Here is a 21,337-nt window from a genome sequence, read left to right as displayed (position 1 = left end):
AATTCAGGTGACTGCACATGAATGATTTACAGATCGACGACATCAAGACCGACGAAAATGCCGCCATGGTGTTGCTGGTCGACGACCAGGCCATGATCGGCGAAGCCGTGCGGCGTGGCCTGGCCCATGAAGAAAACATCGATTTCCACTTTTGCGCCGACCCGCATCAGGCGATTGCCCAGGCGATTCGCATCAAACCCACGGTGATCCTGCAGGATTTGGTCATGCCGGGCCTCGACGGCCTGACGCTGGTGCGCGAATACCGCAACCATCCGGCCACGGCGAATATCCCGATCATCGTGCTGTCCACCAAGGAAGACCCACTGATCAAAAGCGCGGCGTTTGCGGCCGGGGCCAACGATTACCTGGTCAAACTGCCGGACAACATCGAGCTGGTGGCGCGCATTCGTTATCACTCGCGCTCCTACATGACCCTGTTGCAGCGGGATGCGGCGTATCGCGCATTGCGCGTCAGCCAGCAGCAACTGCTCGACACCAACCTGGTGCTGCAACGCTTGATGAACTCCGACGGCCTGACCGGGCTGTCCAATCGCCGCCACTTCGACGAATACCTGGAACTGGAATGGCGCCGCGCCATGCGTGACCAGACTCAGTTGTCGCTCTTGATGATCGATGTGGACTTCTTCAAGACCTATAACGACAGTTTCGGCCATGTCGAGGGCGATGAAGCCCTGCGCAAGGTCGCGGCGGCAATCCGCGAAGCCAGCAGTCGTCCTTCGGACTTGCCGGCGCGTTACGGCGGTGAAGAGTTTGCCCTGGTGCTGCCGAACACTTCGCCGGGCGGCGCACGCCTGGTGGCGGAAAAGCTGCGCATGGCGGTTGAGGCGTTGAAGATTCCGCATATTGCACCGGCCGAAGGCGCGAGCCTGACGATCAGCATTGGGCTGTCGACCATGACGCCGGTGCAGAGCACGGACTGTCGGCAGCTAATCATGGCGGCGGACAAGGGTTTGTACACGGCCAAGCATAATGGGCGTAATCAGGTGGGTATCGAGTAACCCGCAACGACGCTGATCCCCTGTGGGAGCGGGCTTGCTCGCGAATACGGTGGGTCAGTCACTGATTCACTACCTGATACACCGCATTCGCGAGCAAGCCCGCTCCCACATTGGACCTTCATCAGTCATCAGATCGTGTACAAACCCCCGCCTTTTCGCCAAGCGGGCTGCCGTTGTCGCCGGTTTGTCGTTATACTCGTCGGCTTTCAAAAGTTCGCCAACGAGTGCTGCCCGCCATGGAAATCAACCCGATCCTTAACACCATCAAGGACCTGTCCGAGCGCTCCGAAACTATTCGGGGGTATCTTTGACTACGATCAAAAGCATGAGCGTCTGACCGAAGTCAATCGCGAGCTTGAAGATCCGGCTGTCTGGAACAAACCTGAATACGCCCAGGAACTGGGCCGCGAGCGCGCTGCGCTGGCGCAGATCGTCGACACCCTCGACGAGTTGAACACCGGTCTGGGCGATTGCCGCGACCTGCTGGACATGGCCGTCGAAGAAAATGACGAAGGCGCAGTGGGCGATGTCGTCGCCGAGCTGGCCCGTCTCGAGGAAAACCTCGCCAAGCTTGAATTCCGCCGCATGTTCAGCCACGAAATGGACCCGAACAACGCCTACCTGGACATCCAGGCCGGTTCCGGCGGCACCGAGGCCCAGGACTGGGCCAACATCCTGCTGCGCATGTACCTGCGCTGGGCTGACAAACGCGGTTTCGACGCCACCATCATGGAGCTGTCGGCCGGTGAAGTCGCCGGTATCAAAGGCGCGACCGTGCACATCAAGGGTGAATATGCCTTTGGCTGGCTGCGCACCGAGATCGGCGTACACCGTCTGGTGCGCAAGAGCCCGTTCGACTCCGGCAACCGTCGCCACACCTCGTTCTCTGCGGTGTTCGTCTCGCCTGAGATCGACGACAAAGTGGAAATCGAGATCAACCCGGCCGACCTGCGGATCGACACCTACCGCTCCTCCGGTGCCGGCGGTCAGCACGTAAACACCACCGACTCGGCCGTACGTATCACCCACGTACCGACCAACACCGTGGTCAGCTGCCAGAACGAACGTTCCCAGCACGCGAACAAGGACACCGCCATGAAAATGCTGCGGGCCAAGTTGTACGAGCAGGAAATGCAGAAGCGCAACGCCGCTTCCCAGGCGCTGGAAGACACCAAGTCGGATATCGGCTGGGGTCACCAGATCCGTTCGTACGTGCTCGATGCGTCGCGGATCAAGGATCTGCGCACTAACATCGAACGCAGCGACTGCGACAAGGTACTCGACGGTGATATCGACGAATACCTGGAAGCCAGCCTGAAATCGGGCTTGTAACACATGCAATGCGGGATTGGCTGACACCCCTCGATCCCTGTGGGAGCGGGCTTGCCCGCGATCCCCAGCCACAGGCTGGGGCAACGAACCTGATGGAAAATTTAAAGACATGAGCGACCAACAACTCGACCCGCAAGCCCTGCAACAGGAAGAAAACTCCCTGATCGCCCTGCGCAAGGAAAAGCTGGCTGCCGAGCGCGCCAAGGGTAACGCCTTCCCGAACGACTTCCGCCGCGAAAACTACTGCGATGCCTTGCAGAAACAGTACGCGGACAAGACCAAGGAAGAGCTGGCCGAGGCTGCAATCCCGGTCAAGGTTGCCGGTCGCATCATGCTCAACCGTGGCTCGTTCATGGTGATCCAGGACATGACCGGTCGCATTCAGGTTTACGTCAACCGTAAAACCCTGTCCGAAGAAACCCTGGCCTCGGTGAAAACCTGGGACATGGGCGACATCATTGCCGCCGAAGGCACCCTGGCGCGTTCCGGCAAGGGCGACCTGTACGTTGAAATGACCAGCGTGCGCCTGCTGACCAAGTCGCTGCGCCCGCTGCCGGACAAGCACCACGGCCTGACCGACACCGAACAGCGCTACCGTCAGCGCTACGTTGACCTGATCGTCAACGAAGAAGTACGCCAGACTTTCCGCGTGCGTTCGCAGGTCATTGCGCACATCCGCAGCTTCCTGATGAAGCGTGACTTCCTCGAAGTCGAAACCCCGATGCTGCAAACCATCCCGGGTGGTGCCGCCGCCAAGCCGTTCGAAACCCACCACAACGCGCTGGACATGGAAATGTTCCTGCGCATTGCGCCTGAGCTGTACCTCAAGCGCCTCGTGGTTGGCGGCTTCGAAAAAGTGTTCGAGATCAACCGCAACTTCCGTAACGAAGGTGTTTCGACCCGTCACAACCCGGAATTCACCATGTTGGAGTTCTACCAGGCGTACGCCGACTACGAAGACAACATGGACCTCACCGAAGAACTGTTCCGCGAGCTGGCGCAGCTGGTCCTGGGCAGCACCGACGTGCCGTACGGCGACAAGGTGTTCCACTTCGGCGAGCCGTTTGTGCGCCTGTCGGTGTTCGATTCGATCCTCAAGTACAACCCTGAGTTGACCGCTGACGACCTGAACGACATCGACAAGGCCCGCGCCATCGCCAAGAAAGCCGGCGCCAAGGTGCTGGGCTTTGAAGGCCTGGGCAAACTGCAGGTGATGATTTTCGAAGAGCTGGTCGAGCACAAACTGGAACAGCCCCACTTCATTACCCAGTACCCGTTCGAAGTGTCGCCGCTGGCCCGTCGCAACGATGACAACCCGAACGTCACCGACCGTTTCGAGCTGTTTATCGGTGGCCGCGAAATCGCCAACGCCTACTCCGAGTTGAACGACGCGGAAGACCAGGCCGAGCGCTTCATGGCCCAGGTGGCCGACAAGGACGCCGGCGACGACGAAGCCATGCATTACGACGCCGACTTCGTCCGCGCCCTGGAATACGGCATGCCGCCAACCGCCGGTGAAGGTATCGGCATCGACCGCCTGGTGATGCTGTTGACCAACTCGCCGTCGATCCGCGACGTGATCTTGTTCCCGCACATGCGGCCACAAGCGTAACCGTAGCGAAACCCGAAGCCGCCTTTTATAAGGCGGCTTTTTTATGTGGTGTATTCAGCCGTCAAGAGAACGGCGCCAGGTGATCGTCCCCACACCGTGCGTGGGATGATCGTTCCCTCGCTCTGCGTGGGAATGCAACCCGTGACGCTCCGCGGATGATCGTTCCCACGCTCTGCGTGGGAATGCAGTCCGTGACGCTCCGCGTCACCTTTTAAAGGAAGATCTGTCGTGAACCGCGTAATGGCTCAAAAAGGTGCCGCCGGCATTGCTGCTGCCGTGGCTGAAAGTGTTCAGTACCAGGGCCGCAAGGCCAGCCGACGAGGCAGCGAGCAGCGCAGGCAGGACATTCTTGATGCGGCGATGCGCATCGTCGTGCGCGACGGCGTACGTGGCGTTCGCCATCGCGCCGTCGCGGCCGAGGCCGGCGTGCCGTTGTCGGCCACCACCTACTACTTCAAGGATATCGATGACCTGCTCACCGATACCTTCGCCCAATACGTGGAACGCAGTGCCGCCTTCATGGGCAAGCTGTGGGTGCGCAACGAAGGCCTGCTGCGCGAGATGGTCGCCTATGGCGATGGCAGCCCGCAGTCGCGCTCGCAACTGGCCGACGACATCGCGCGGCTCACCGCCGACTACGTGCTGCGCCAACTGACCAACCGCCGCGAACACCTGATGGCCGAACAGGCCTTTCGACAGGAAGCCTTGCTCAACCCGCGCTTGGCGGAGCTGGTGCGTTCCCATCAACAGATTCTGCTGCAGGGCACGGGGCAGTTTTTCCAGGTATTGGGCTCCCGCGAGCCGCAACAGGATGCCAAAGTGTTGACGGCGATAATCAGTCGGATGGAATATCAGGGCCTGCTTGGCGGCCCAGAGCCTCTGACCGGTGAAGAGATGCTTGAGATCCTCAAGCGTTACATGCATTTGGTGCTGGCCTCGGTCTAGCCTCATCTGGGAGCTGGCTTGATGGAGTACGCAATGAAAGCCTGGCGTGTCGCGATCATCGCCTTATCGTTCCTGTTGCTCAGCGGTTGTTTGGTGACCTTCAAGGACCCGCTGCCGGCCCGTGAAAGCGCGCCGGATGCCTTGCTCGGCCATTGGTCGAGCAAAAATGCCTGGGGTGAGCCCCTCAACCTGCAGATCACCCGCGTGGGTGAGCACCGTTACAAAGCCGTGAGCTACCCTAAAGCCAAGCCGGGCCAGCGCGATGAGTACCTGTTCACGGTCTCGCGCCATGGCAGCCGCTGGTATTTGTCGGCGCCGCTGCCGGACAAGCTCGGCGGGCATTTTTTCCTGGCTGGCTTTGAGTTTGATGAAAAGCACGAATTGGTGGTCTACAACCTCGACCTTGAGCAGATCCATCAAGCCATAGGTCAAAAAGTGCTGCACGGCAGCACCGTCGATACCGTCGAAGGTGACGGCGTGCTGGTCGACAGCCCCATGGACCAGGTGTTTGCCTACCTGGATGACCCGGCCAATGCCGATGTGTTCGTTGAAGCCGTGCGCTACCAGCGTGCGGGCAAATAACGTTTAAAGGGGAAGCACCGGGTGGACGATTACCAGCAGACGATACGCACCTTGTCTGATCGCATTGTGCTGGCGCAAACACCGATTCGCGTCCTCGACGCCGTGAAGTGGGACGAAAACATTCGCCAAGGGTTCCTCAAGGCCAAGGGCAAGGCCATGCCCGCCGTGGACCGCGATTACTACCTCGGCCGGCCGCTGTCGTTCGACTCCAGTGCGGTCAAGCTGGAGTTCCAGAACATCGAGCGCGACATCACCCGCCGCCTCGGCCAGTTCAGCCCGGTGGGGCAGATCATGCGGCGCATGTGCCGCGAATACCGCATGGTGGTGCGCATGCTAGAAGCGCGCGGCACCGAGGACTTCGGCCTGATCTCCCAGGAGCTGTATGGCGCCGCCTCCGATGCGTTCCACGCCGGCGACCCGACCCTGGCTGACCTCGGCCTGATGCTGTCCGACTACCTGAACAATATCGACGGCCGTGGCGATCTCAAAGACGAAGCCAAGACCCTCACCGCCAAAGACGCCGTGGCGTTGCTGCAAACCCGACTGAACAAAGTGTTTGGCGAGGCGGAAGAAACCATCCGCGTGTTTGAGTCCGACGGTATCGTCGCCGACGCGGCGGCCGGTGCCGATTACATCAAGATCCGCGCCGACGCGATGTTCAACGACCGCGATGTGCGCGCCCTGGAAGTGCATGAAGGCCTGGTGCACGTGGGCACTACGCTCAACGGCCAGAACCAGCCGATCTGCACGTTCCTGTCCAAAGGCCCGCCGTCCTCAACCGTGACCCAGGAAGGCTTGGCGATTTTGATGGAGATCATCACCTTCGCGTCCTACCCGAGCCGCTTGCGCAAACTGACCAACCGCACCCGCGCCATTCATATGGTCGAGGAGGGCGCCGACTTCCTGCAGGTGTTCGAATTCTTCCGCGAGCAAGGCTTTGAAATGGCTGAAAGCTACGGTAATGCCAGCCGGGTTTTCCGTGGTTCAACGCCGACCGGTCTGCCATTTACCAAGGATTTGTCCTACCTCAAGGGCTTTATCATGGTCTACAACTACATCCAGCTGGCCGTGCGCAAAGGCAAGCTGGAACAAGTGCCGTTGCTGTTCTGCGGCAAGACCACGTTGGAAGACATGCGGACCCTGCGCCAACTGGTGGACGAAGGCCTGGTGGTGCCGCCCAAATACCTGCCCGAGCAGTTCCGCGACATGAATGCGCTGGCGGCGTGGATGTGTTTCTCCAACTTCCTCAACCATCTGAGCCTGGATCGGATCGAGGCGGATTACTCCAACATTCTTTAGGGGATTTTCCTGAAGAAACCGGATCAAAATGTGGGAGCGGGCTTGCTCGCGAAGGCGGTACATCAGACACACATGTATTGACTGACACACTGTCTTCGCGAGCAAGCCCGCTCCCACATTTGATCTCCTGTGTTCTCAATTGCGAGGCTTCAACGGATGAGAATCCTCGGCATTCTTTGCCTGCTCTTGACCTTGAACGGCTGCAGTTCGCTGCTGTTCTACCCCGAACCTGGTCTGCCGTTCACGCCGGAAAAGGCCCACTTGCAGTACCGCGACGTCACGCTCACCACCGCCGATGGGGTAAAACTGCACGCCTGGTGGTTGCCGGCCAAAGCAGGGGTGCCGCTCAAGGGCACGGTGCTGCACCTGCATGGCAACGGCGGTAACCTGGCATGGCACCTGGGCGGCAGTTGGTGGTTGCCGGAACAGGGCTATCAAGTGCTGCTGCTGGACTATCGCGGTTATGGCCTGTCGGAAGGCAAGCCGTCGCTGCCGGCGATTTATCAGGACATCGATGCGGCGTTCAGCTGGCTCGACAAGGCGCCCGAAACCCAGGGCCAACCGCTGATTGTGCTGGGCCAAAGCCTGGGCGGCGCACTGGCGGTGCACTACCTGGCGGCGCACCCGCAGCGTCAGCCGCAGCTCAAGGCGTTGGTGCTCGACGGCGTGCCCGCCAGTTATCGTGACGTAGGACAATTCGCCCTCAGCACCTCTTGGTTAACATGGCCGTTTCAGGTGCCGCTGTCCTGGCTGGTGCCCGACGGCGACAGTGCGATCAATGCCATGCCGCAGCTGACCGGCGTGCCCAAGCTGCTGTTTCATAGCCTGGACGACCCGATCGTGCCGCTGGCCAACGGTATTCGCCTGTATCAGGCCGCGCCACCGCCCAGGGTGTTGCAGTTGACCCGCGGCGGTCATGTGCAGACCTTTGCCGACAAGACCTGGCAAACCGTGATGCTGCGCTATCTGGACGACCCGCAGCACTTCAACGGTCTGCGTCGCCTGGGGGAAATCCCCAACTACCCGAACCCTACAGTTGATTCATCAGAGAGCCCGCAATGAGCGAAGAACGCAACATGATCCCGCTGATCCTCACCGGCATCGGCACCATCATCGGTACTGTCGGCTGCCTGTGGTTCTACGGCTACCTGCACTTCGCCAAGCCGGAGGATGCGTTGCTGCTCAGCGATTTCACCATGCTCAAGACGGTGCCCGGCGAGGACTACAAGATCTCCCTGACCCCTGCCGCGCAGGTGGCGCAGTGTGTGGACGGTGTACTGGTGATGTTTGATACCGAGCAAAAAGGCTTGAGCGGTGTGCTGGTCAACAATAAGAAGCAAGCTGTGCGTTGTATGGGCCAGGAAACCCCGCAATTGGAGCAATAACCCGACTGCACGGAACCAATATTTGTACGAGACCACTGATGAGGGATGTCGGCAACTATGCGACACAACTTACTCAATGTGAACGTAGGGAGTATGAAGATGGTTTCGGGTATTGGCGGGTTGGGGAACATGGTGGGCAGTCTGTTTGGCGGTATGGACCAGATGCCGCAGGCGGGTGGTCAGCAGACGCAGGAAAAGGGCATAGAGGAGTTGAAGAAACGGTTGGAACAGTTGCTGACCGGCGCAGAGGGCGGTGGTGCTGAGCAAGGTGGCGGCGCTGGTGGTTTTTCCAATAGCTCGAAAATCAATATGCCAGAGATGAACACGAGTCAGGTCAATTTCATGTAGGCACAAAAAACCCCGCCAAACTGGCGGGGTCCTTTATCTACATCAATCGATCAATTAGCAACGGAAGAACGTGGCTTGACCGGCTGGTTGTCGTTGGAGATGGTCACTTCAACGCGGCGGTTCATGGCACGGCCCGAGACGCTGCCGTTGTCGGCAACCGGGTATTCCTTGCCGTAACCCTGGGTCACGATGCGCGAGATATCCACGCCTTGTTGAGCCAGTGCACGTTGTACCGAAGCTGCACGACGCTCGGACAGGCTCTGGTTGTACGAGTCGGAGCCGGTGCTGTCGGTGTAGCCTTCGACGATCACTTTACGGTCCGGGTTATCACGCAGGAACTGCGCCAGCTTGGTGATGTTCACCAGGCCGCTGGACTTGAGGTCGGACTTGTTGGTGGCGAACAGCACGTCACCAAAGGTCACCAGCGTACCGCGATCAGTCTGCTTGGCGTTCAAGCTGTCTTGCAGTTGCTTGATCTGCGCGTCACGGGCTTGCAGCAGGGCGCGAGCACGTTCGTCACCAGCGTTTTTCAGCTTGGCTTCGGATTCGCGCAGCACGATGGTGTCTTTCGCCACTTCAACGCGCTGGTTGGTCAGGTAGGCCAGTTGGTCAACCTTCTTCTCGTCTTCCTTGTCGCGGTAGGCCTTGTCAGCCTTGTCCAGCCATTCGCTGGCGTCCTTGGTTTCCAGCGCCGCAAGCTTGGTCGCTTGTGGGTTGGTTTGCAGGGCCGAGAAGTTGGTCCGTGCGTTTTCCAGGTTCGCGTTCGGCGGGGTGGAGCAGGCCGCCAAGGCAACGCTCATCGCCAGCAGGGCAGGGATCATCAATTGTTTACGCATAGTCGTGTCGTCCTTTCAATTCGATTTCGGGTGCAGTGCAGTCAGTGGTCTGGGCCTTATTGCTGTTGGATAACAGCGGGGCGCATGCCTTCCTGACGCAGCTCCTGAACAGCTTTCTGGGAGTCCTTCACAGCCTGTTGGGCTTTGGCGGCCTGGGATTTACGCTCAGCGACGCGAGCGTCCCACTCGGCTTGTTCAGCCAGTTGGCGAGCCTTGTCGTAGTTCTTGTCGTGCATGGCGATTTCGGCTTCTTTGAGCTTGTCCTGAGCCGACTTCATTTCTACCGCTGCGTACTCGGTGCCGCCGGCGCTGACAGCGCTGTTCACCGCAGATTGGGTCACAGCGTATTGCTCGGTCGGAGGGTTGCCGGCGCAGCCCGCCAGAACGAAGCTGGTGCCGATTGCCAGCGCGGCCAATTTCAGCCCGCGCAGGTGGTTAAACGAGGATTTGGCAGTGCTGGTCTTCATCGTCTTCAACTCCATTGGGTAACTCCTGAAAAACATCAAAATCCACTTCGTTGGTCAGCGGTTGCGGGCCCGGCGGTAAAGCACGAAATGCCCTTTCAAACGGCCGTTCCAAGTGATGGCTTACTGGCTGTGACCGGAGGCTTTTTTCAAAAGTTCAGAGAAGATGGCGAATTGCCTAAAAAAATATCTGACTGATCGGTCAGCGTTTAAAAGTTGGAACTTTTGCATTGCGCAGAGGTAGTCCGAGCCTCTAGGAGGCCCGGAATATCTGGGGGGAACGGAGTTTAAAGGATGTTTATCAGTGCTTCTGTTCGTCAGCAGCGGCTGATAAATCATGCAGATAGCGGCGCGATAAAGTCAGAAAGCGTGGGGTCGGGCCGACGTCTTCGTACAGCGGGTCACCCTCTTCATCGGTGGCGATGACGTGCTGGCCCTTGATGTACGGAAAGCTCGCTTCCAGCTCTTCGAGGGCGGCGCCGATCAGCTCGCCGAGCAGTTCTTCGGTGTGACGCTTGGGGTACATCTCGGCGATGGCGGCCAGGCGTGCGGCGGACTCCACGTCCAGGTGAATCGCGTACTCGGTTTTGGTCAGGCGACCCTTGGCGTTCTCTTCCCAATGCTGGGCCAGTTCTCGAATTTTCATGGCAACCTCAATAAAGCCTGCTGTGGCAGGCGGTGATGAGTGTCCAGTCGCCTGCGTGGATAACGCGACGACTCACTGTTGAGACTAGCTGCAAGTCACAAGGTTTAAAGTGTCTTGTCAGAAACCGACGCGGGCGGCACTCTGGAACACCTGCGCGTCCCGGATTTCTGGCTGGAGATTGGTTGATGAGTGATATCGATGCACGCTTGCGTGAGGATGTTCACCTGCTGGGTGAGCTGTTGGGCAACACCATTCGAGAGCAGTACGGCGACGACTTTCTCGACAAGATCGAGCAGATCCGCAAAGGCGCGAAGGCCGACCGCCGTGGTGCCGCCGCCGAGCAGGCCGCCGGCGAGGAACTCAGCGCCAGCTTGAACCAATTGCAGGAAAACGAACTGTTGCCCGTGGCGCGGGCCTTCAACCAGTTCCTCAACCTGGCCAACATTGCCGAGCAATACCAGTTGATCCACCGGCGCGACGAGTCGCAACCGGCGCCGTTCGAGTCCCGCGTATTGCCCGAGCTGCTGGCCCGCTTGCAAGGCGAAGGCCACAGCAACGAATCCCTGGCCCGCCAGTTGGCGCGCCTGGACATTGAACTGGTGCTCACCGCTCACCCGACCGAGGTGGCGCGCCGCACCCTGATCCAGAAATACGATGCGATTGCCGCGCAACTGGCGCTGCAGGATCACCGCGACCTCACCACCGCCGAGCGCGCGCAGATCCGCGAACGCCTGCAACGGCTGATCGCCGAAGCCTGGCACACCGAGGAAATCCGTCGCGTGCGCCCGACGCCGGTCGATGAAGCCAAATGGGGCTTTGCGGTGATCGAACACTCGCTGTGGCACGCCATCCCCAATTACTTGCGCAAGGCTGACCAGGCCTTGCACGCCGCCACGGGCCTGCACCTGCCGTTGGAAGCGGCGCCGATTCGCTTTGCTTCGTGGATGGGCGGCGACCGTGACGGCAACCCGAATGTCACCGCGCCGGTCACCCGTGAAGTGCTGTTGCTGGCGCGCTGGATGGCGGCGGACTTGTACCTGCGCGACATCGACCACCTGGCCTCCGAACTGTCGATGCAGCAGGCCAGCCCGGCGTTGCAAGCCAAGGTCGGCGACAGCGTCGAGCCTTATCGCGCCTTGCTCAAGCAATTGCGCGAACGCCTGCGCGCGACGCGCCAATGGGCGCACACATCGCTGACCACCACCACCCCGGCACCGGCGGAGGTGCTGCAGAACAACCGCGACCTGCTCGACCCGTTGGAGCTGTGCTACCAGTCGTTGCACGAGTGCGGCATGGGTGTGATTGCCGATGGCCCGCTGCTCGACTGTCTGCGCCGCGCGGTGACGTTCGGCCTGTTCCTGGTGCGCCTGGACGTGCGCCAGGATTCCAGCCGGCACTCGTCGGCCATGACCGAAATCACTGATTACCTGGGCCTGGGCCGTTATGAGGACTGGGACGAACAGGCGCGGATCAGCTTCCTGACCAAAGAACTGGCCAATCGTCGACCACTGTTGCCGGGTTACTTCAAACCCTCGGCAGACACCGCCGAGGTGTTGAACACCTGCAAGGAAATCGCTGCGGCACCGGCGGCCTCGCTGGGCTCGTATGTCATCTCGATGGCGGGCGCCGCCTCCGACGTGCTGGCGGTGCAGCTGCTGCTTAAAGAGTCGGGCGTGCAACGGCCGATGCGCGTGGTGCCGCTGTTCGAAACCCTGGCCGACCTGGATAACGCCGGGCCGGTCATGGAAACCCTGCTGCAATTGCCAGGCTATCGCGCGCGGTTGCAAGGCCCGCAGGAAGTGATGATTGGCTACTCGGACTCGGCCAAGGACGCCGGCACCACCGCCGCCGCCTGGGCGCAATACCGAGCGCAGGAACGCTTGGTGGATATTTGCCGCGAACAACAGGTGGAATTGCTGTTGTTCCACGGTCGCGGCGGCACCGTCGGCCGTGGCGGCGGCCCGGCGCACGCGGCGATCCTGTCGCAGCCACCGGGCTCGGTGGCGGGGCGTTTCCGCACCACTGAGCAGGGCGAGATGATCCGCTTCAAGTTCGGCCTGCCGGACATCGCCGAGCAGAACCTCAACCTTTACCTGGCCGCCGTGCTGGAAGCCACATTGTTGCCACCGCCGCCGCCCGAACCGGCCTGGCGTGATTTGATGGACGAATTGGCGGCAGACGGTGTCAGCGCTTACCGCGCCGTAGTGCGGGAAAATCCGCAGTTCGTCGAGTACTTCCGCCAATCCACCCCAGAGCAGGAACTCGGCCGTCTGCCGTTGGGCAGTCGCCCGGCCAAGCGGCGTGCGGGGGGGATTGAAAGTTTGCGGGCCATCCCGTGGATCTTCGGCTGGACCCAGACCCGCCTGATGCTGCCCGCCTGGCTCGGCTGGGAAGCGGCCTTGAGCAAGGCGCTGGAGCGCGGCGAAGGCGAGTTGCTGGGGCAGATGCGCGAGCAATGGCCGTTCTTCCGCACCCGCATCGATATGCTGGAAATGGTGCTGGCCAAGGCGGATGCCGATATTGCGCGGCTGTATGACGAGCGTCTGGTGCAGCCTGACCTGCTGCCATTGGGTGCGCACTTACGCGACCTATTGTCGCAGGCGTGCAGCGTGGTGCTTGGCCTGACTGGCCAGTCGCAACTGCTGGCCCATAGCCCCGACACCCTTGAGTTCATCCGGCTGCGCAATACCTACCTCGACCCGCTGCACTTGCTGCAGGCCGAGTTGCTGGCGCGCTCGCGTCAACAGGAAGCAGCACAGGACAGCCCTCTGGAACAGGCGCTGCTGGTGTCTGTGGCCGGTATTGCCGCCGGTTTGCGTAACACCGGCTAAGGTTTTCTGCGTGTTCTCAAAGGCTTGCAGATAAACCACGACGGCCGCCCGGAAAAGGGCGGTCGGCGTTTATGGCGCCGGGTTGCACTCAGGCACACCCGACCTGTGACGCATGCGCGGCGCGGGTTCTTGCGACTTTCGGCGGCTTGTATGGATAGAGCCCGCTGTGTATCTTGATCAGCCTTTGGCCGTTTGATCGGCTAGACCCATATTTTTACGAGATTGGCCCCACGCGGCGAATCCGAGCGTCATCTCTATAAAAAATTGAGGAGCACATCGATGCGCGTCATTCTGCTGGGAGCTCCCGGGGCCGGTAAAGGTACTCAGGCAAAGTTCATCACTGAAAAATTCGGCATTCCACAAATCTCCACCGGTGACATGCTGCGCGCTGCCGTCAAGGCCGGCACCGAGCTGGGCCTGATCGCAAAAAGCGTGATGGACAGCGGCGGCCTGGTTTCCGATGACCTGATCATCAACCTGGTCAAGGAACGCATCAGCCAGGAAGACTGCAAGAACGGTTTCCTGTTCGACGGTTTCCCACGCACCATTCCCCAGGCTGAAGCCCTGGTGAAGGCCGGCGTCGAGCTGGACGCTGTGGTTGAAATCGCGGTTGAAGATGAAGAAATCGTCCAGCGTATCGCTGGCCGTCGTGTTCACGAAGCCTCGGGCCGCGTTTACCACATCGTTTACAACCCGCCAAAAGTGGCCGGCAAGGACGATGTCACCGGCGATGACCTGGTGCAGCGTAAAGACGACACCGAAGAAACCGTGCGCCATCGCCTGTCGGTCTACCATTCGCAGACCAAGCCACTGGTGGATTTCTACCAGAAGCTGTCGGCTGCCCAAGGCAAGCCGAAGTACAGCCACATCCCTGGCGTGGGTTCGGTAGAAGCCATCACCGCCAAGGTGCTGCAAGCGCTGAGCTGATCAAACGATCAGTTGCATGCACAACGGCCCGCTTGCGGGCCGTTGTTGTTTATACTGGCGCACTTTTTTTCGACTTGGACACCTACACCGATGAGCACCCTGCTGGCCCTGGACACCGCGACCGAAGCTTGCTCCGTTGCCTTGCTGCACGATGGCAAAGTAACCAGCCACTACGAGGTGATCCCACGCCTGCATGCGCAGAAGCTGTTGCCAATGATCAAGCAACTGCTTGAGGACGCGGGCACCACGCTTTCTGCCGTGGACGCCATCGCTTTCGGCCGTGGCCCGGGCGCATTCACCGGCGTGCGTATTGCCATCGGCGTGGTGCAGGGCCTGGCGTTTGCGCTGGAGCGCCCGGTGTTGCCGGTCTCCAACCTGGCCGTGCTGGCCCAGCGCGCCCTGCGTGAACACGGCGCTACGCAAGTGGCGGCCGCCATCGATGCGCGCATGGACGAAGTCTATTGGGGCTGCTATCGCGAAACCGCTGGCGAAATGCGCCTGGTGGGCGTCGAAGCGGTGCAGGCGCCGGAGTCCTCGGTATTGCCTGCCGATGCCAGTGGTGACTGGTTCGGCGCGGGTACTGGTTGGGGTTATGGTGAGCGCATCGGCGTAAAACCTGTTGGCCAGGACGCCGCGATGTTGCCGCATGCCGAAGACTTGCTGACCCTGGCACGCTTCGCGTTCGAACGCGGCGAGGCGATTGCGGCGGATCAGGCGGCGCCGGTTTACTTGCGCGATAAGGTCGCGCAAACCAAGGCGGAACGCGGGATTATTTGACGCCAAAAATGATGGCAATTTGGGGCAAACTCCGCCAATCGTCAGAATTTGCCCCTGTTTTTAAACCTTTTACAAATTATGTGTTCTAGTTATCACCAGAGCATTTGCGCACTACGGAAAGTGCCGCTAAATTGCCATCATTGATACCGAGTCTGCATGTATGCGTATAGACGGCTTTTCCTCACAGTCCTACCCACTCAAGCGTAAGCCGCGCAAGGCGAACGTGACGGTAGACGATTCCGTCGAAGATTCGCCGGACTTCATCGAGGTTCAGTCCGAGTCACATGCCAGCGCCCAAGGCGCTGCAGGTGGCGCGCGTATCAGCGGTCTTCCTGCCCGTCAGCAAGACATGGTCTTCCCCCGCTCCATGAGCAAAAGCGTCGCCACCGCCCTGGCCAGCTACCTGACCACCGCCGGCTTTGTCGAATGGGATATGGAAGTGCTGGGTCTCGACATCCATATCTGATGCGTCTGCCTTACTTTATCGGCTGCCCGTCCTGGAGTGAAAACGCCTGGCGCGAGTACCTGTACCCGGCCGATGCGCGCTCCGGCGACTACCTTGCGCTGTATTCCCAAGTCTTCAACGCCGTTGAAGGCAACACCACATTTTATGCCCGACCCTCGGCCGCCACTGTGCAGCGCTGGGCTGAAATCATGCCTGAGGATTTTCGCTTCACCGCCAAATTCCCCGGCGACATCAGCCACGCTGGCGACCTGCGCGAGCAACTGCCGGCGGCGGAAAGTTTTGTCGGCTTGATGAGCCCGCTGGGCGAACGTGTTTCGCCGCTGTGGCTGCAATTGTCGGCGAGCTTTTCGCCACAACGCCTCGGTGAACTGGCTGGGTTTATTGATGGCCTGGAGCGCCCGCTGGCGGTGGAGGTGCGCCACCAGGCGTTCTTCGCCAAAGGCGATGCCGAGCGGATGCTCAACCGCCTGCTGCGCGACCGGGGTGTGGAGCGAATCTGCCTCGACCCGCGCGCCCTGTTCAGTTGCACCTCCACCTCGGCTGCCGTGCTGCACGCCCAATCGAAAAAGCCCAAGGTGCCGCCGCGCCCTGCTGCGCTGACGCTGTTTCCCCAAGTGCGTTTCATCGGCCATCCGGAGCTGGAAGCCAACGACCCGTTTCTGATCCCCTGGGTGGAAAAAATCGCCGGTTGGATCGAGGAAGGGCGTACGCCGTACGTGTTCCTGCACACCTCGGATAACCGCCTCGCCGCGCAACTGGCGCTGCGATTTCATGAAAAGCTGATGGCACGCTTGCCGGGCCTGCCGCCGCTGCCGACCTTGCATCGCGAACCCGCAGTGGAGCAACTGGGGTTACTCTAAGGCTCCTTTTTCCGCCAGGAGTCAGACATGGATGCCCAAACCCTTCGCGCCGAAACCTTCAAGGCCCTGCACGAGCGTGATCGCGCGTTCGTGATGCCCAACCCGTGGGATGCCGGCTCGGCCATCATGCTTGCCAGCCTCGGTTTTGAGGCCTTGGCCACCACCAGCGCAGGGTTTGCGTTCAGCCTCGGGCGGCCGGATGCGGAAGGCGCGTTGTCGCTGGAGGACACCTTGGGCAACGCCGAAACCATCGCGCGGGCGACTTCGCTGCCGGTGGCGGCGGACCTGGAAAACGGCTTCAGCGACACGCCTGAAGGCTGCGCCCAGACGATCCTGCGTGCGGCGGCCACCGGCATCGTCGGCGGCTCCATCGAAGACGCCACGGGCATTGCTGTCGACCCAATCTACCCTTTTGATTTGTCGGTTGAGCGCGTCGAAGCAGCGGTTGCCGCTGCGCGCAGCCTGCCATTTCCCTTCACGCTGACGGCTCGCGCGGAAAACCTCCTGCATGGTCGCCTGGATTTGCCTGACACCATTCGCCGCCTGCAGGCCTACGCCGAAGCGGGCGCCGACGTGTTGTATGCCCCGGCGCTGCGCAGCGCCGAAGAAGTACTGGCCGTGGTCAAGGCCGTCGCGCCAAAGCCTGTGAATGTGTTGATGTCCGGTGGCTTGAACCTCAGCGTCGCGCAGTTGAGCGCGATGGGCGTGCGCCGCATCAGCGTCGGCTCCGCCTTGGCGCTGGCAGCGTATGGCGAGTTCTACCGGGCCGCGCAGGAGGTGTATGAGTTGGGCACCTTTACCTTCACCGAGCGCAAGATGCCGTTCAGCCAGGCCAACCAATTCTTCAAGGGTTGAGCCGTGCGGTTTTTCAAAGTGATCGGTGTACTGCTGTTGCTGGCGTGTCTGTGCGCTGTTGGCGTGTGGCGGGGTTGGCTGCCGTTGCCTGATGAGTGGAACCCGTGGGCGCCGCTGGATGTGCGTGCCAGCCCGAACCTGCTGACCCGTTTCAAACTTGGCCGGTTGCAGGATGATCCGGCGCTGTGTGATCAGGTGCTGAAAACCTCGGGTTTGCGCGTCAGCCATCAGGCTGACAGCCCGGCGGACGCCGCGTGCCCATTGCGCAACGTCTTGCGCGTACAGGGCGCCGACGTGGCCTTGAGCAGCAGTTTTCTCGCCAGTTGCCCGTTGGCTGTGGCGTTTGCCCTGTTCGAGCGCCACAGCCTGCAACCCGCGGCCCGGGCGGTATTTGGCCAGGCGGTGACGCGGGTCGATCACCTGGGCAGTTTTGCCTGTCGCAACATGTATAACCGTGCAGATGGCCGGCTGAGTCAGCATGCCTCGGCCAATGCCCTGGATATCGCCGGCTTTCGCCTTGCGGACGGGCGCAGCATCAGCGTGCTCAAGGACTGGCCCGGCGAGGGCGAAAGTGCACGGTTTTTGCGGCAAGTGCGCGACGCTGCGTGTGATGATTTCAACGTGGTGTTGAGCCCGGACTACAACGCCGCCCATCGCAACCACTTCCATCTGGACATGGGGCGTTGGTGGGTGTGTCGCTGATACTCAGGCGGCCAGGCGCAGGTTGTTGAGGATCAGTGGACGTGCCCAGTGGTAGTCGAAGTCGAGCGCCTTTTGCTGGGCCGCCAGTTCTTCGGCTGGGTAGGGCGTGGCAGGCGGTGGCAGCAGGTCCAGTTCGAACTCGGCGATCGGCAGGTGCAGTGGCTGTGGTTCCGGCGCTGGGCCAGGCTCAGGCAGCGGTTGGCCGGGGCTCAGTACAATCGGACGGACCCAGCCGCTTTCGAAGTTTTGCTGGCGTTGTTGGGCGACGATTTCATCGGCCGGGAACGGCGTGGCGGGCGGTGGCAGCAGCTCGGTTTCAAATTCGGCGATCGGCAGGAACAGCGGCTCCGGCGGGGCGATTTCGGTGTCTTTTACGTCGCACTCACGCTGGGTGAGGATCTGCGACAGCAGGTCGGCGCCTTCACTGGGCTCTACCGCCGGGTCTCTCGGTGCCGGTGCCTTGGCGGCGAGCGCGTCCGGCGTGTCGCCGAGCTGCTCGGCCAGCGCACGGGCGAAGAAGTCCTGCCACACATGACTCACCCCGGCCAGCGCTTGAGTATTGCGCAGGCCGTAGTGGTTGTGGGTCGGCAGTACACCGATAGTTAGGGGAAGAATGTCTGACATTTTTCTCGGTCGACGCTCAGCTCTGGCAAAATACCTGACTGTTGTTTTTATCGGCCGTTGTTTGCCGATCCTTAATATTTTTGAGCGTAGCTATTGATGAGCGAACAACCAGCGGCCAGCCGCATTCGGGTCGAGGCCTTGGCCGAAGGTTTTAAGGCGCGCGCCGAGCACTGGGCTGCGCAGCTTGGCTTGCCTTTGCAACTGGATGAGGCGGATTTTTCCCTGCAAGTCGGCGAACATGGCCTGCAGCTGCAACAGCTCGGGCCAGACGCGCCGGGGCCGGTGCGCGTGGACTTTGTCGAAGGTGGCGCAGCGCACCGGCGTTTATACGGCGGTGGCAGTGGGCAGATGATCGCCAAGGCCGTGGGCGTTGCCCAAGGCGTACGCCCACGGGTGCTGGACGCCACGGCGGGGCTGGGCAAGGACGCGTTTGTACTGGCCAGCCTGGGGTGCGAGATGAGCCTGATCGAGCGCCAGCCACTGATCGGCGCCTTGCTCGAAGACGGCCTGGCCCGTGGCGCGGATGATTTTGAAGTGGCACCGATTGTGGCGCGCATGCAGTTGCTCAAAGGCAACTCCATCGACGTGATGCGCAATTGGGAAGGTGAGCCGCCGCAGGTGATCTACCTGGACCCGATGTTTCCTCATCGTGAGAAAACTGCGTTAGTGAAGAAGGAAATGCGCCTGTTCCGGCCATTGGTGGGCGATGACCCGGACGCGCCGGCGTTGCTTGCCGCGGCTTTGGCCTTGGCCAGCCACCGTGTGGTGGTCAAGCGCCCGCGCAAGGCGCCGTGCATTGAAGGGCCCAAGCCGAGCCATGCGCTGGATGGCAAGTCGAGCCGGTATGACATCTATCCCAAGAAAGCGCTCAAGCCTTAAATTTTCATTGGTTTTCCCGGCCTCTTCGCGAGCAAGCCCGCTCCCACCTTGGAATGCATTCCAAATGTGGGAGCGGGCTTGCTCGCGAAGAGGCCCTTCCAGGCGCTACAAGGCTCAGGGCCGATAAGCCCGCATAAACAACCCCACCACCTCCTGCACATGCGCTTCGGCGGCTTCTTCACTCAGTTGCCCGCCGCAGCCATACAGCAAACAGAAATTCGCCGTGCCCTTGAGCAGGCAAAAGAAGTGTTCGGCTGCCGTAAACGGTTTGTCGATGCTCAGCGCGCCGCTTTGGTCGATCTTGCTGAGCAGGCGCTCCATGCCCTGGAGCATGCGCATGGGCCCGGCCTCAAAGAAGATCTGCGAGAGTTTCACGTCCTGATTGCCGGTGGTCATCATCAGGCGATGCAGGTTCACCGACTCTTCGCTGTTGATCAGCCGATGGAAACCCCGTGCGATGTTCAGCAGCACGGTGTCCACGGGCATACCTGCTGGCAGTTCGAAATACATCACCGGCAGTTGCTCTTCGCATTTCGCCACGACGGCGGCGGTGAACAGCGTCTCTTTGTCGGTGAAGTGGCTGTAGACGGTCAGTTTCGACACGCCGGCTTCAAGGGCCACGGCGTCCATGCTGGTGCTCGCGTAGCCATTGCTCAAGAACAATACTTTCGCCGCTTCGAGGATTGCCTGGCGTTTTGCCATGTCCTTGGGACGCCCGGGGCTATTGGTGTTCACAGGATTGTCGGACATTTTCACCTTTAATACTGGACTGGTGAGTTTGGTATTAATAACATACCGGCCAGTATAATTATTCCTAGCTCCATTTGCGAAAGGTCCTTCAGCATGCGCAGTACTTTCCTGCCCCTTGCGTTGCCTGTCAGCCTGGTCTTCCTGTTGGCCGCCTGCGGCCATGAAGAAGCGGCCCAAACCACCATCCGCCCGGCCATGGTGGTGCAACCGCAGCCGTCGGCGCAGGCGATGGACAGCTTTCCAGGCGAGGTGCGGGCGCGGTATGAGCCGGACCTGGCCTTTCGCATTGGCGGCAAAGTCAGCAAACGCCTGGTGGAGGAGGGCGAGCGGGTCAAGGCCAACCAGCCGCTGGCCGAACTCGACCCGCAGGATGTGCGCCTGCAACTGGAAGCCACCCGCGCCCAAGTCGCCGCCGCCGAGGCCAACCTGAGCCTGGTGCGTGCCGAGCGTGACCGCTACAAGACCCTGATGGACCGTCAGATGGTCAGCCGTTCCCAGTACGACAATTCCGAAAACCTCTACCGCTCCGGTGAAGCACGCCTGAAGCAGATCAAGGCCGAGTTCGACGTGTCCAGCAACCAGGCGGGCTACGCCGTGCTGCGCGCGCCGCAGGACGGTGTGGTCGCCAAGCGCGCGGTGGAAGTTGGCCAAGTGGTGTCCGCAGGCCAGACCGTGTTCACCCTGGCCACCGATGGCGAGCGTGAAGTGCTGATCAGCCTGCCCGAGCAAGGCTTTGGCCGGTTCAAGATCGGCCAACCGGTGTCGGTCGAACTGTGGAGCCAGCCCGACCAGCGTTTTGCCGGGCGCATTCGTGAGCTGTCGCCTGCCGCCGACCCCAAATCCCGTACATTCGCTGCGCGCGTCGCGTTCACCGGCGGCAAAGTCCCGGCTGAACTGGGCCAGAGTGCCCGCGTGTTCATACAGGCCGATGGCGTGATTGCGCTGTCGGTGCCGCTGTCGGCCCTGAGTGCGGAGAACGGCGCGTCCTACGTCTGGGTGGTGCAGCCGGACAACACGCTCAAGCGCACCCCGGTGCGCATCGGCGCCTTCGGTGAAAAAACCGTGCCGGTACTGGAAGGCTTGACGCCCACCGACTGGGTGATTGCAGCCGGTGTGCACGTGCTCCATGAGGGCCAGCAAGTGCGCCCGGTGGATCGCTCCAACCGCGTGGTGAATCTGGCGGCCAACAAGGAGTAGT

The 21,337-nt window shown here is 61.0% G+C and carries 23 protein-coding genes; 18 read left to right on the top strand and 5 right to left on the bottom strand.

The window, feature by feature from the left end; all coding sequences use genetic code 11:
- Positions 1-17: 17 nt before the first annotated feature.
- From HX783_RS06030 to HX783_RS05990, 9 genes are all read left to right on the top strand, one after another.
- Complete coding sequence (locus tag HX783_RS06030) at positions 18-1,019, top strand: PleD family two-component system response regulator (protein ID WP_159954619.1); 1,002 nt, start codon at positions 18-20, stop codon at positions 1,017-1,019.
- Between the two features lie 236 nt (positions 1,020-1,255).
- Positions 1,256-2,351 (top strand): peptide chain release factor 2 gene (gene prfB, locus HX783_RS06025; RefSeq protein WP_096236834.1). Its coding sequence is split into 2 segments (ribosomal slippage): positions 1,256-1,327 and positions 1,329-2,351, totalling 1,095 coding nucleotides; the frame shifts between segments, so codons are not numbered across the junction.
- A 109-nt stretch (positions 2,352-2,460) separates the two neighbouring features.
- A complete protein-coding gene (gene lysS, locus HX783_RS06020; protein ID WP_008431110.1) occupies positions 2,461-3,963 on the top strand; it encodes a lysine--tRNA ligase in 1,503 nt (500 codons plus the stop codon).
- Between the two features lie 228 nt (positions 3,964-4,191).
- Positions 4,192-4,908 (top strand): TetR/AcrR family transcriptional regulator, encoded by a 717-nt coding sequence (locus tag HX783_RS06015; protein WP_159954620.1) that lies wholly within the window; start codon positions 4,192-4,194, stop codon positions 4,906-4,908.
- Positions 4,909-4,941: 33 nt separating this feature from the next.
- The gene (locus tag HX783_RS06010; RefSeq protein WP_177016288.1) at positions 4,942-5,490 is read left to right on the top strand and encodes a hypothetical protein; all 549 of its coding nucleotides are present in this window, start codon (positions 4,942-4,944) and stop codon (positions 5,488-5,490) included.
- Between the two features lie 21 nt (positions 5,491-5,511).
- Positions 5,512-6,789: a flavohemoglobin expression-modulating QEGLA motif protein gene (locus HX783_RS06005; protein ID WP_177016287.1), complete on the top strand. Its 1,278-nt coding sequence runs from the start codon at positions 5,512-5,514 to the stop codon at positions 6,787-6,789.
- Positions 6,790-6,945: 156 nt separating this feature from the next.
- Positions 6,946-7,851, top strand: coding sequence for an alpha/beta hydrolase (locus tag HX783_RS06000; RefSeq protein ID WP_177016286.1), 906 nt, complete (start codon positions 6,946-6,948; stop codon positions 7,849-7,851).
- Complete coding sequence (locus HX783_RS05995; RefSeq protein WP_048720026.1) at positions 7,848-8,174, top strand: hypothetical protein; 327 nt, start codon at positions 7,848-7,850, stop codon at positions 8,172-8,174. Before HX783_RS06000 ends, HX783_RS05995 begins: the two co-directional genes overlap by 4 nt.
- A gap of 99 nt (positions 8,175-8,273) precedes the next feature.
- On the top strand, positions 8,274-8,522 hold the full coding sequence (locus tag HX783_RS05990; RefSeq protein ID WP_177016285.1) for a hypothetical protein: 249 nt from the start codon (positions 8,274-8,276) through the stop codon (positions 8,520-8,522).
- Positions 8,523-8,572: 50 nt separating this feature from the next.
- Here HX783_RS05990 and HX783_RS05985 read toward each other — a convergent pair whose 3' ends face one another.
- The 3 genes from HX783_RS05985 to HX783_RS05975 all read right to left on the bottom strand — a co-directional run bounded on the left by HX783_RS05985 (position 8,573) and on the right by HX783_RS05975 (position 10,468).
- Positions 8,573-9,358 (bottom strand): OmpA family protein, encoded by a 786-nt coding sequence (locus tag HX783_RS05985; RefSeq protein ID WP_159954625.1) that lies wholly within the window; start codon positions 9,356-9,358, stop codon positions 8,573-8,575.
- Positions 9,359-9,414: 56 nt separating this feature from the next.
- Entirely contained in the window at positions 9,415-9,840 is a 426-nt protein-coding gene (locus HX783_RS05980; protein WP_159954626.1) for a DUF4398 domain-containing protein, read from the bottom strand.
- Positions 9,841-10,123: 283 nt separating this feature from the next.
- Positions 10,124-10,468, bottom strand: coding sequence for a pilin assembly protein (locus HX783_RS05975; RefSeq protein ID WP_177016284.1), 345 nt, complete (start codon positions 10,466-10,468; stop codon positions 10,124-10,126).
- 185 nt (positions 10,469-10,653) lie between these two features.
- On the opposite strand from HX783_RS05975, the gene ppc reads away from it, so the two are divergent.
- The 7 genes from ppc (at position 10,654) to HX783_RS05940 (ending at position 17,886) form a co-directional block, all read left to right on the top strand.
- A complete protein-coding gene (gene ppc, locus HX783_RS05970; RefSeq protein ID WP_177016283.1) occupies positions 10,654-13,299 on the top strand; it encodes a phosphoenolpyruvate carboxylase in 2,646 nt (881 codons plus the stop codon).
- A gap of 279 nt (positions 13,300-13,578) precedes the next feature.
- The gene (gene adk, locus HX783_RS05965) at positions 13,579-14,226 is read left to right on the top strand and encodes an adenylate kinase (protein WP_159954629.1); all 648 of its coding nucleotides are present in this window, start codon (positions 13,579-13,581) and stop codon (positions 14,224-14,226) included.
- A 90-nt stretch (positions 14,227-14,316) separates the two neighbouring features.
- Positions 14,317-15,003 carry a tRNA (adenosine(37)-N6)-threonylcarbamoyltransferase complex dimerization subunit type 1 TsaB gene (gene tsaB / locus HX783_RS05960; protein WP_177016282.1) on the top strand — a complete coding sequence of 229 codons (687 nt, stop codon included), beginning with the start codon at positions 14,317-14,319 and terminating at the stop codon, positions 15,001-15,003.
- A gap of 160 nt (positions 15,004-15,163) precedes the next feature.
- A complete protein-coding gene (locus HX783_RS05955; RefSeq protein WP_159954631.1) occupies positions 15,164-15,469 on the top strand; it encodes a hypothetical protein in 306 nt (101 codons plus the stop codon).
- On the top strand, positions 15,469-16,329 hold the full coding sequence (locus HX783_RS05950) for a DUF72 domain-containing protein (protein ID WP_159954632.1): 861 nt from the start codon (positions 15,469-15,471) through the stop codon (positions 16,327-16,329). The genes HX783_RS05955 and HX783_RS05950 overlap by 1 nt, the downstream gene beginning before the upstream one ends.
- Before the next feature lie 27 nt (positions 16,330-16,356).
- Positions 16,357-17,184, top strand: coding sequence for an oxaloacetate decarboxylase (locus HX783_RS05945; RefSeq protein WP_177016281.1), 828 nt, complete (start codon positions 16,357-16,359; stop codon positions 17,182-17,184).
- A gap of 3 nt (positions 17,185-17,187) precedes the next feature.
- Positions 17,188-17,886 carry an extensin family protein gene (locus tag HX783_RS05940; protein ID WP_159954634.1) on the top strand — a complete coding sequence of 233 codons (699 nt, stop codon included), beginning with the start codon at positions 17,188-17,190 and terminating at the stop codon, positions 17,884-17,886.
- Positions 17,887-17,889: 3 nt separating this feature from the next.
- Here the strand turns inward: HX783_RS05940 and HX783_RS05935 are convergent, their stop codons facing one another.
- On the bottom strand, positions 17,890-18,510 hold the full coding sequence (locus HX783_RS05935) for an energy transducer TonB (RefSeq protein ID WP_177016280.1): 621 nt from the start codon (positions 18,508-18,510) through the stop codon (positions 17,890-17,892).
- Positions 18,511-18,606: 96 nt separating this feature from the next.
- On the opposite strand from HX783_RS05935, the gene HX783_RS05930 reads away from it, so the two are divergent.
- Positions 18,607-19,389, top strand: a complete 783-nt coding sequence (locus HX783_RS05930) for a class I SAM-dependent methyltransferase (protein WP_159954636.1) — start codon at positions 18,607-18,609, stop codon at positions 19,387-19,389.
- A gap of 114 nt (positions 19,390-19,503) precedes the next feature.
- On the opposite strand, the gene HX783_RS05925 is transcribed toward HX783_RS05930, so the two are convergent.
- Positions 19,504-20,139: a TetR/AcrR family transcriptional regulator gene (locus tag HX783_RS05925; protein ID WP_159954637.1), complete on the bottom strand. Its 636-nt coding sequence runs from the start codon at positions 20,137-20,139 to the stop codon at positions 19,504-19,506.
- A 93-nt stretch (positions 20,140-20,232) separates the two neighbouring features.
- Between HX783_RS05925 and HX783_RS05920 the strand changes: the two genes are divergently transcribed.
- The gene (locus HX783_RS05920) at positions 20,233-21,336 is read left to right on the top strand and encodes an efflux RND transporter periplasmic adaptor subunit (protein WP_177016279.1); all 1,104 of its coding nucleotides are present in this window, start codon (positions 20,233-20,235) and stop codon (positions 21,334-21,336) included.
- Position 21,337: the final 1 nt, after the last annotated feature.

Origin of the sequence: Pseudomonas sp. D2002, from assembly GCF_013385735.1 — a bacterium.
Taxonomy (GTDB): Bacteria; Pseudomonadota; Gammaproteobacteria; order Pseudomonadales; family Pseudomonadaceae; genus Aquipseudomonas.
This window is presented reverse-complemented; position numbering and strand designations above follow the sequence as displayed.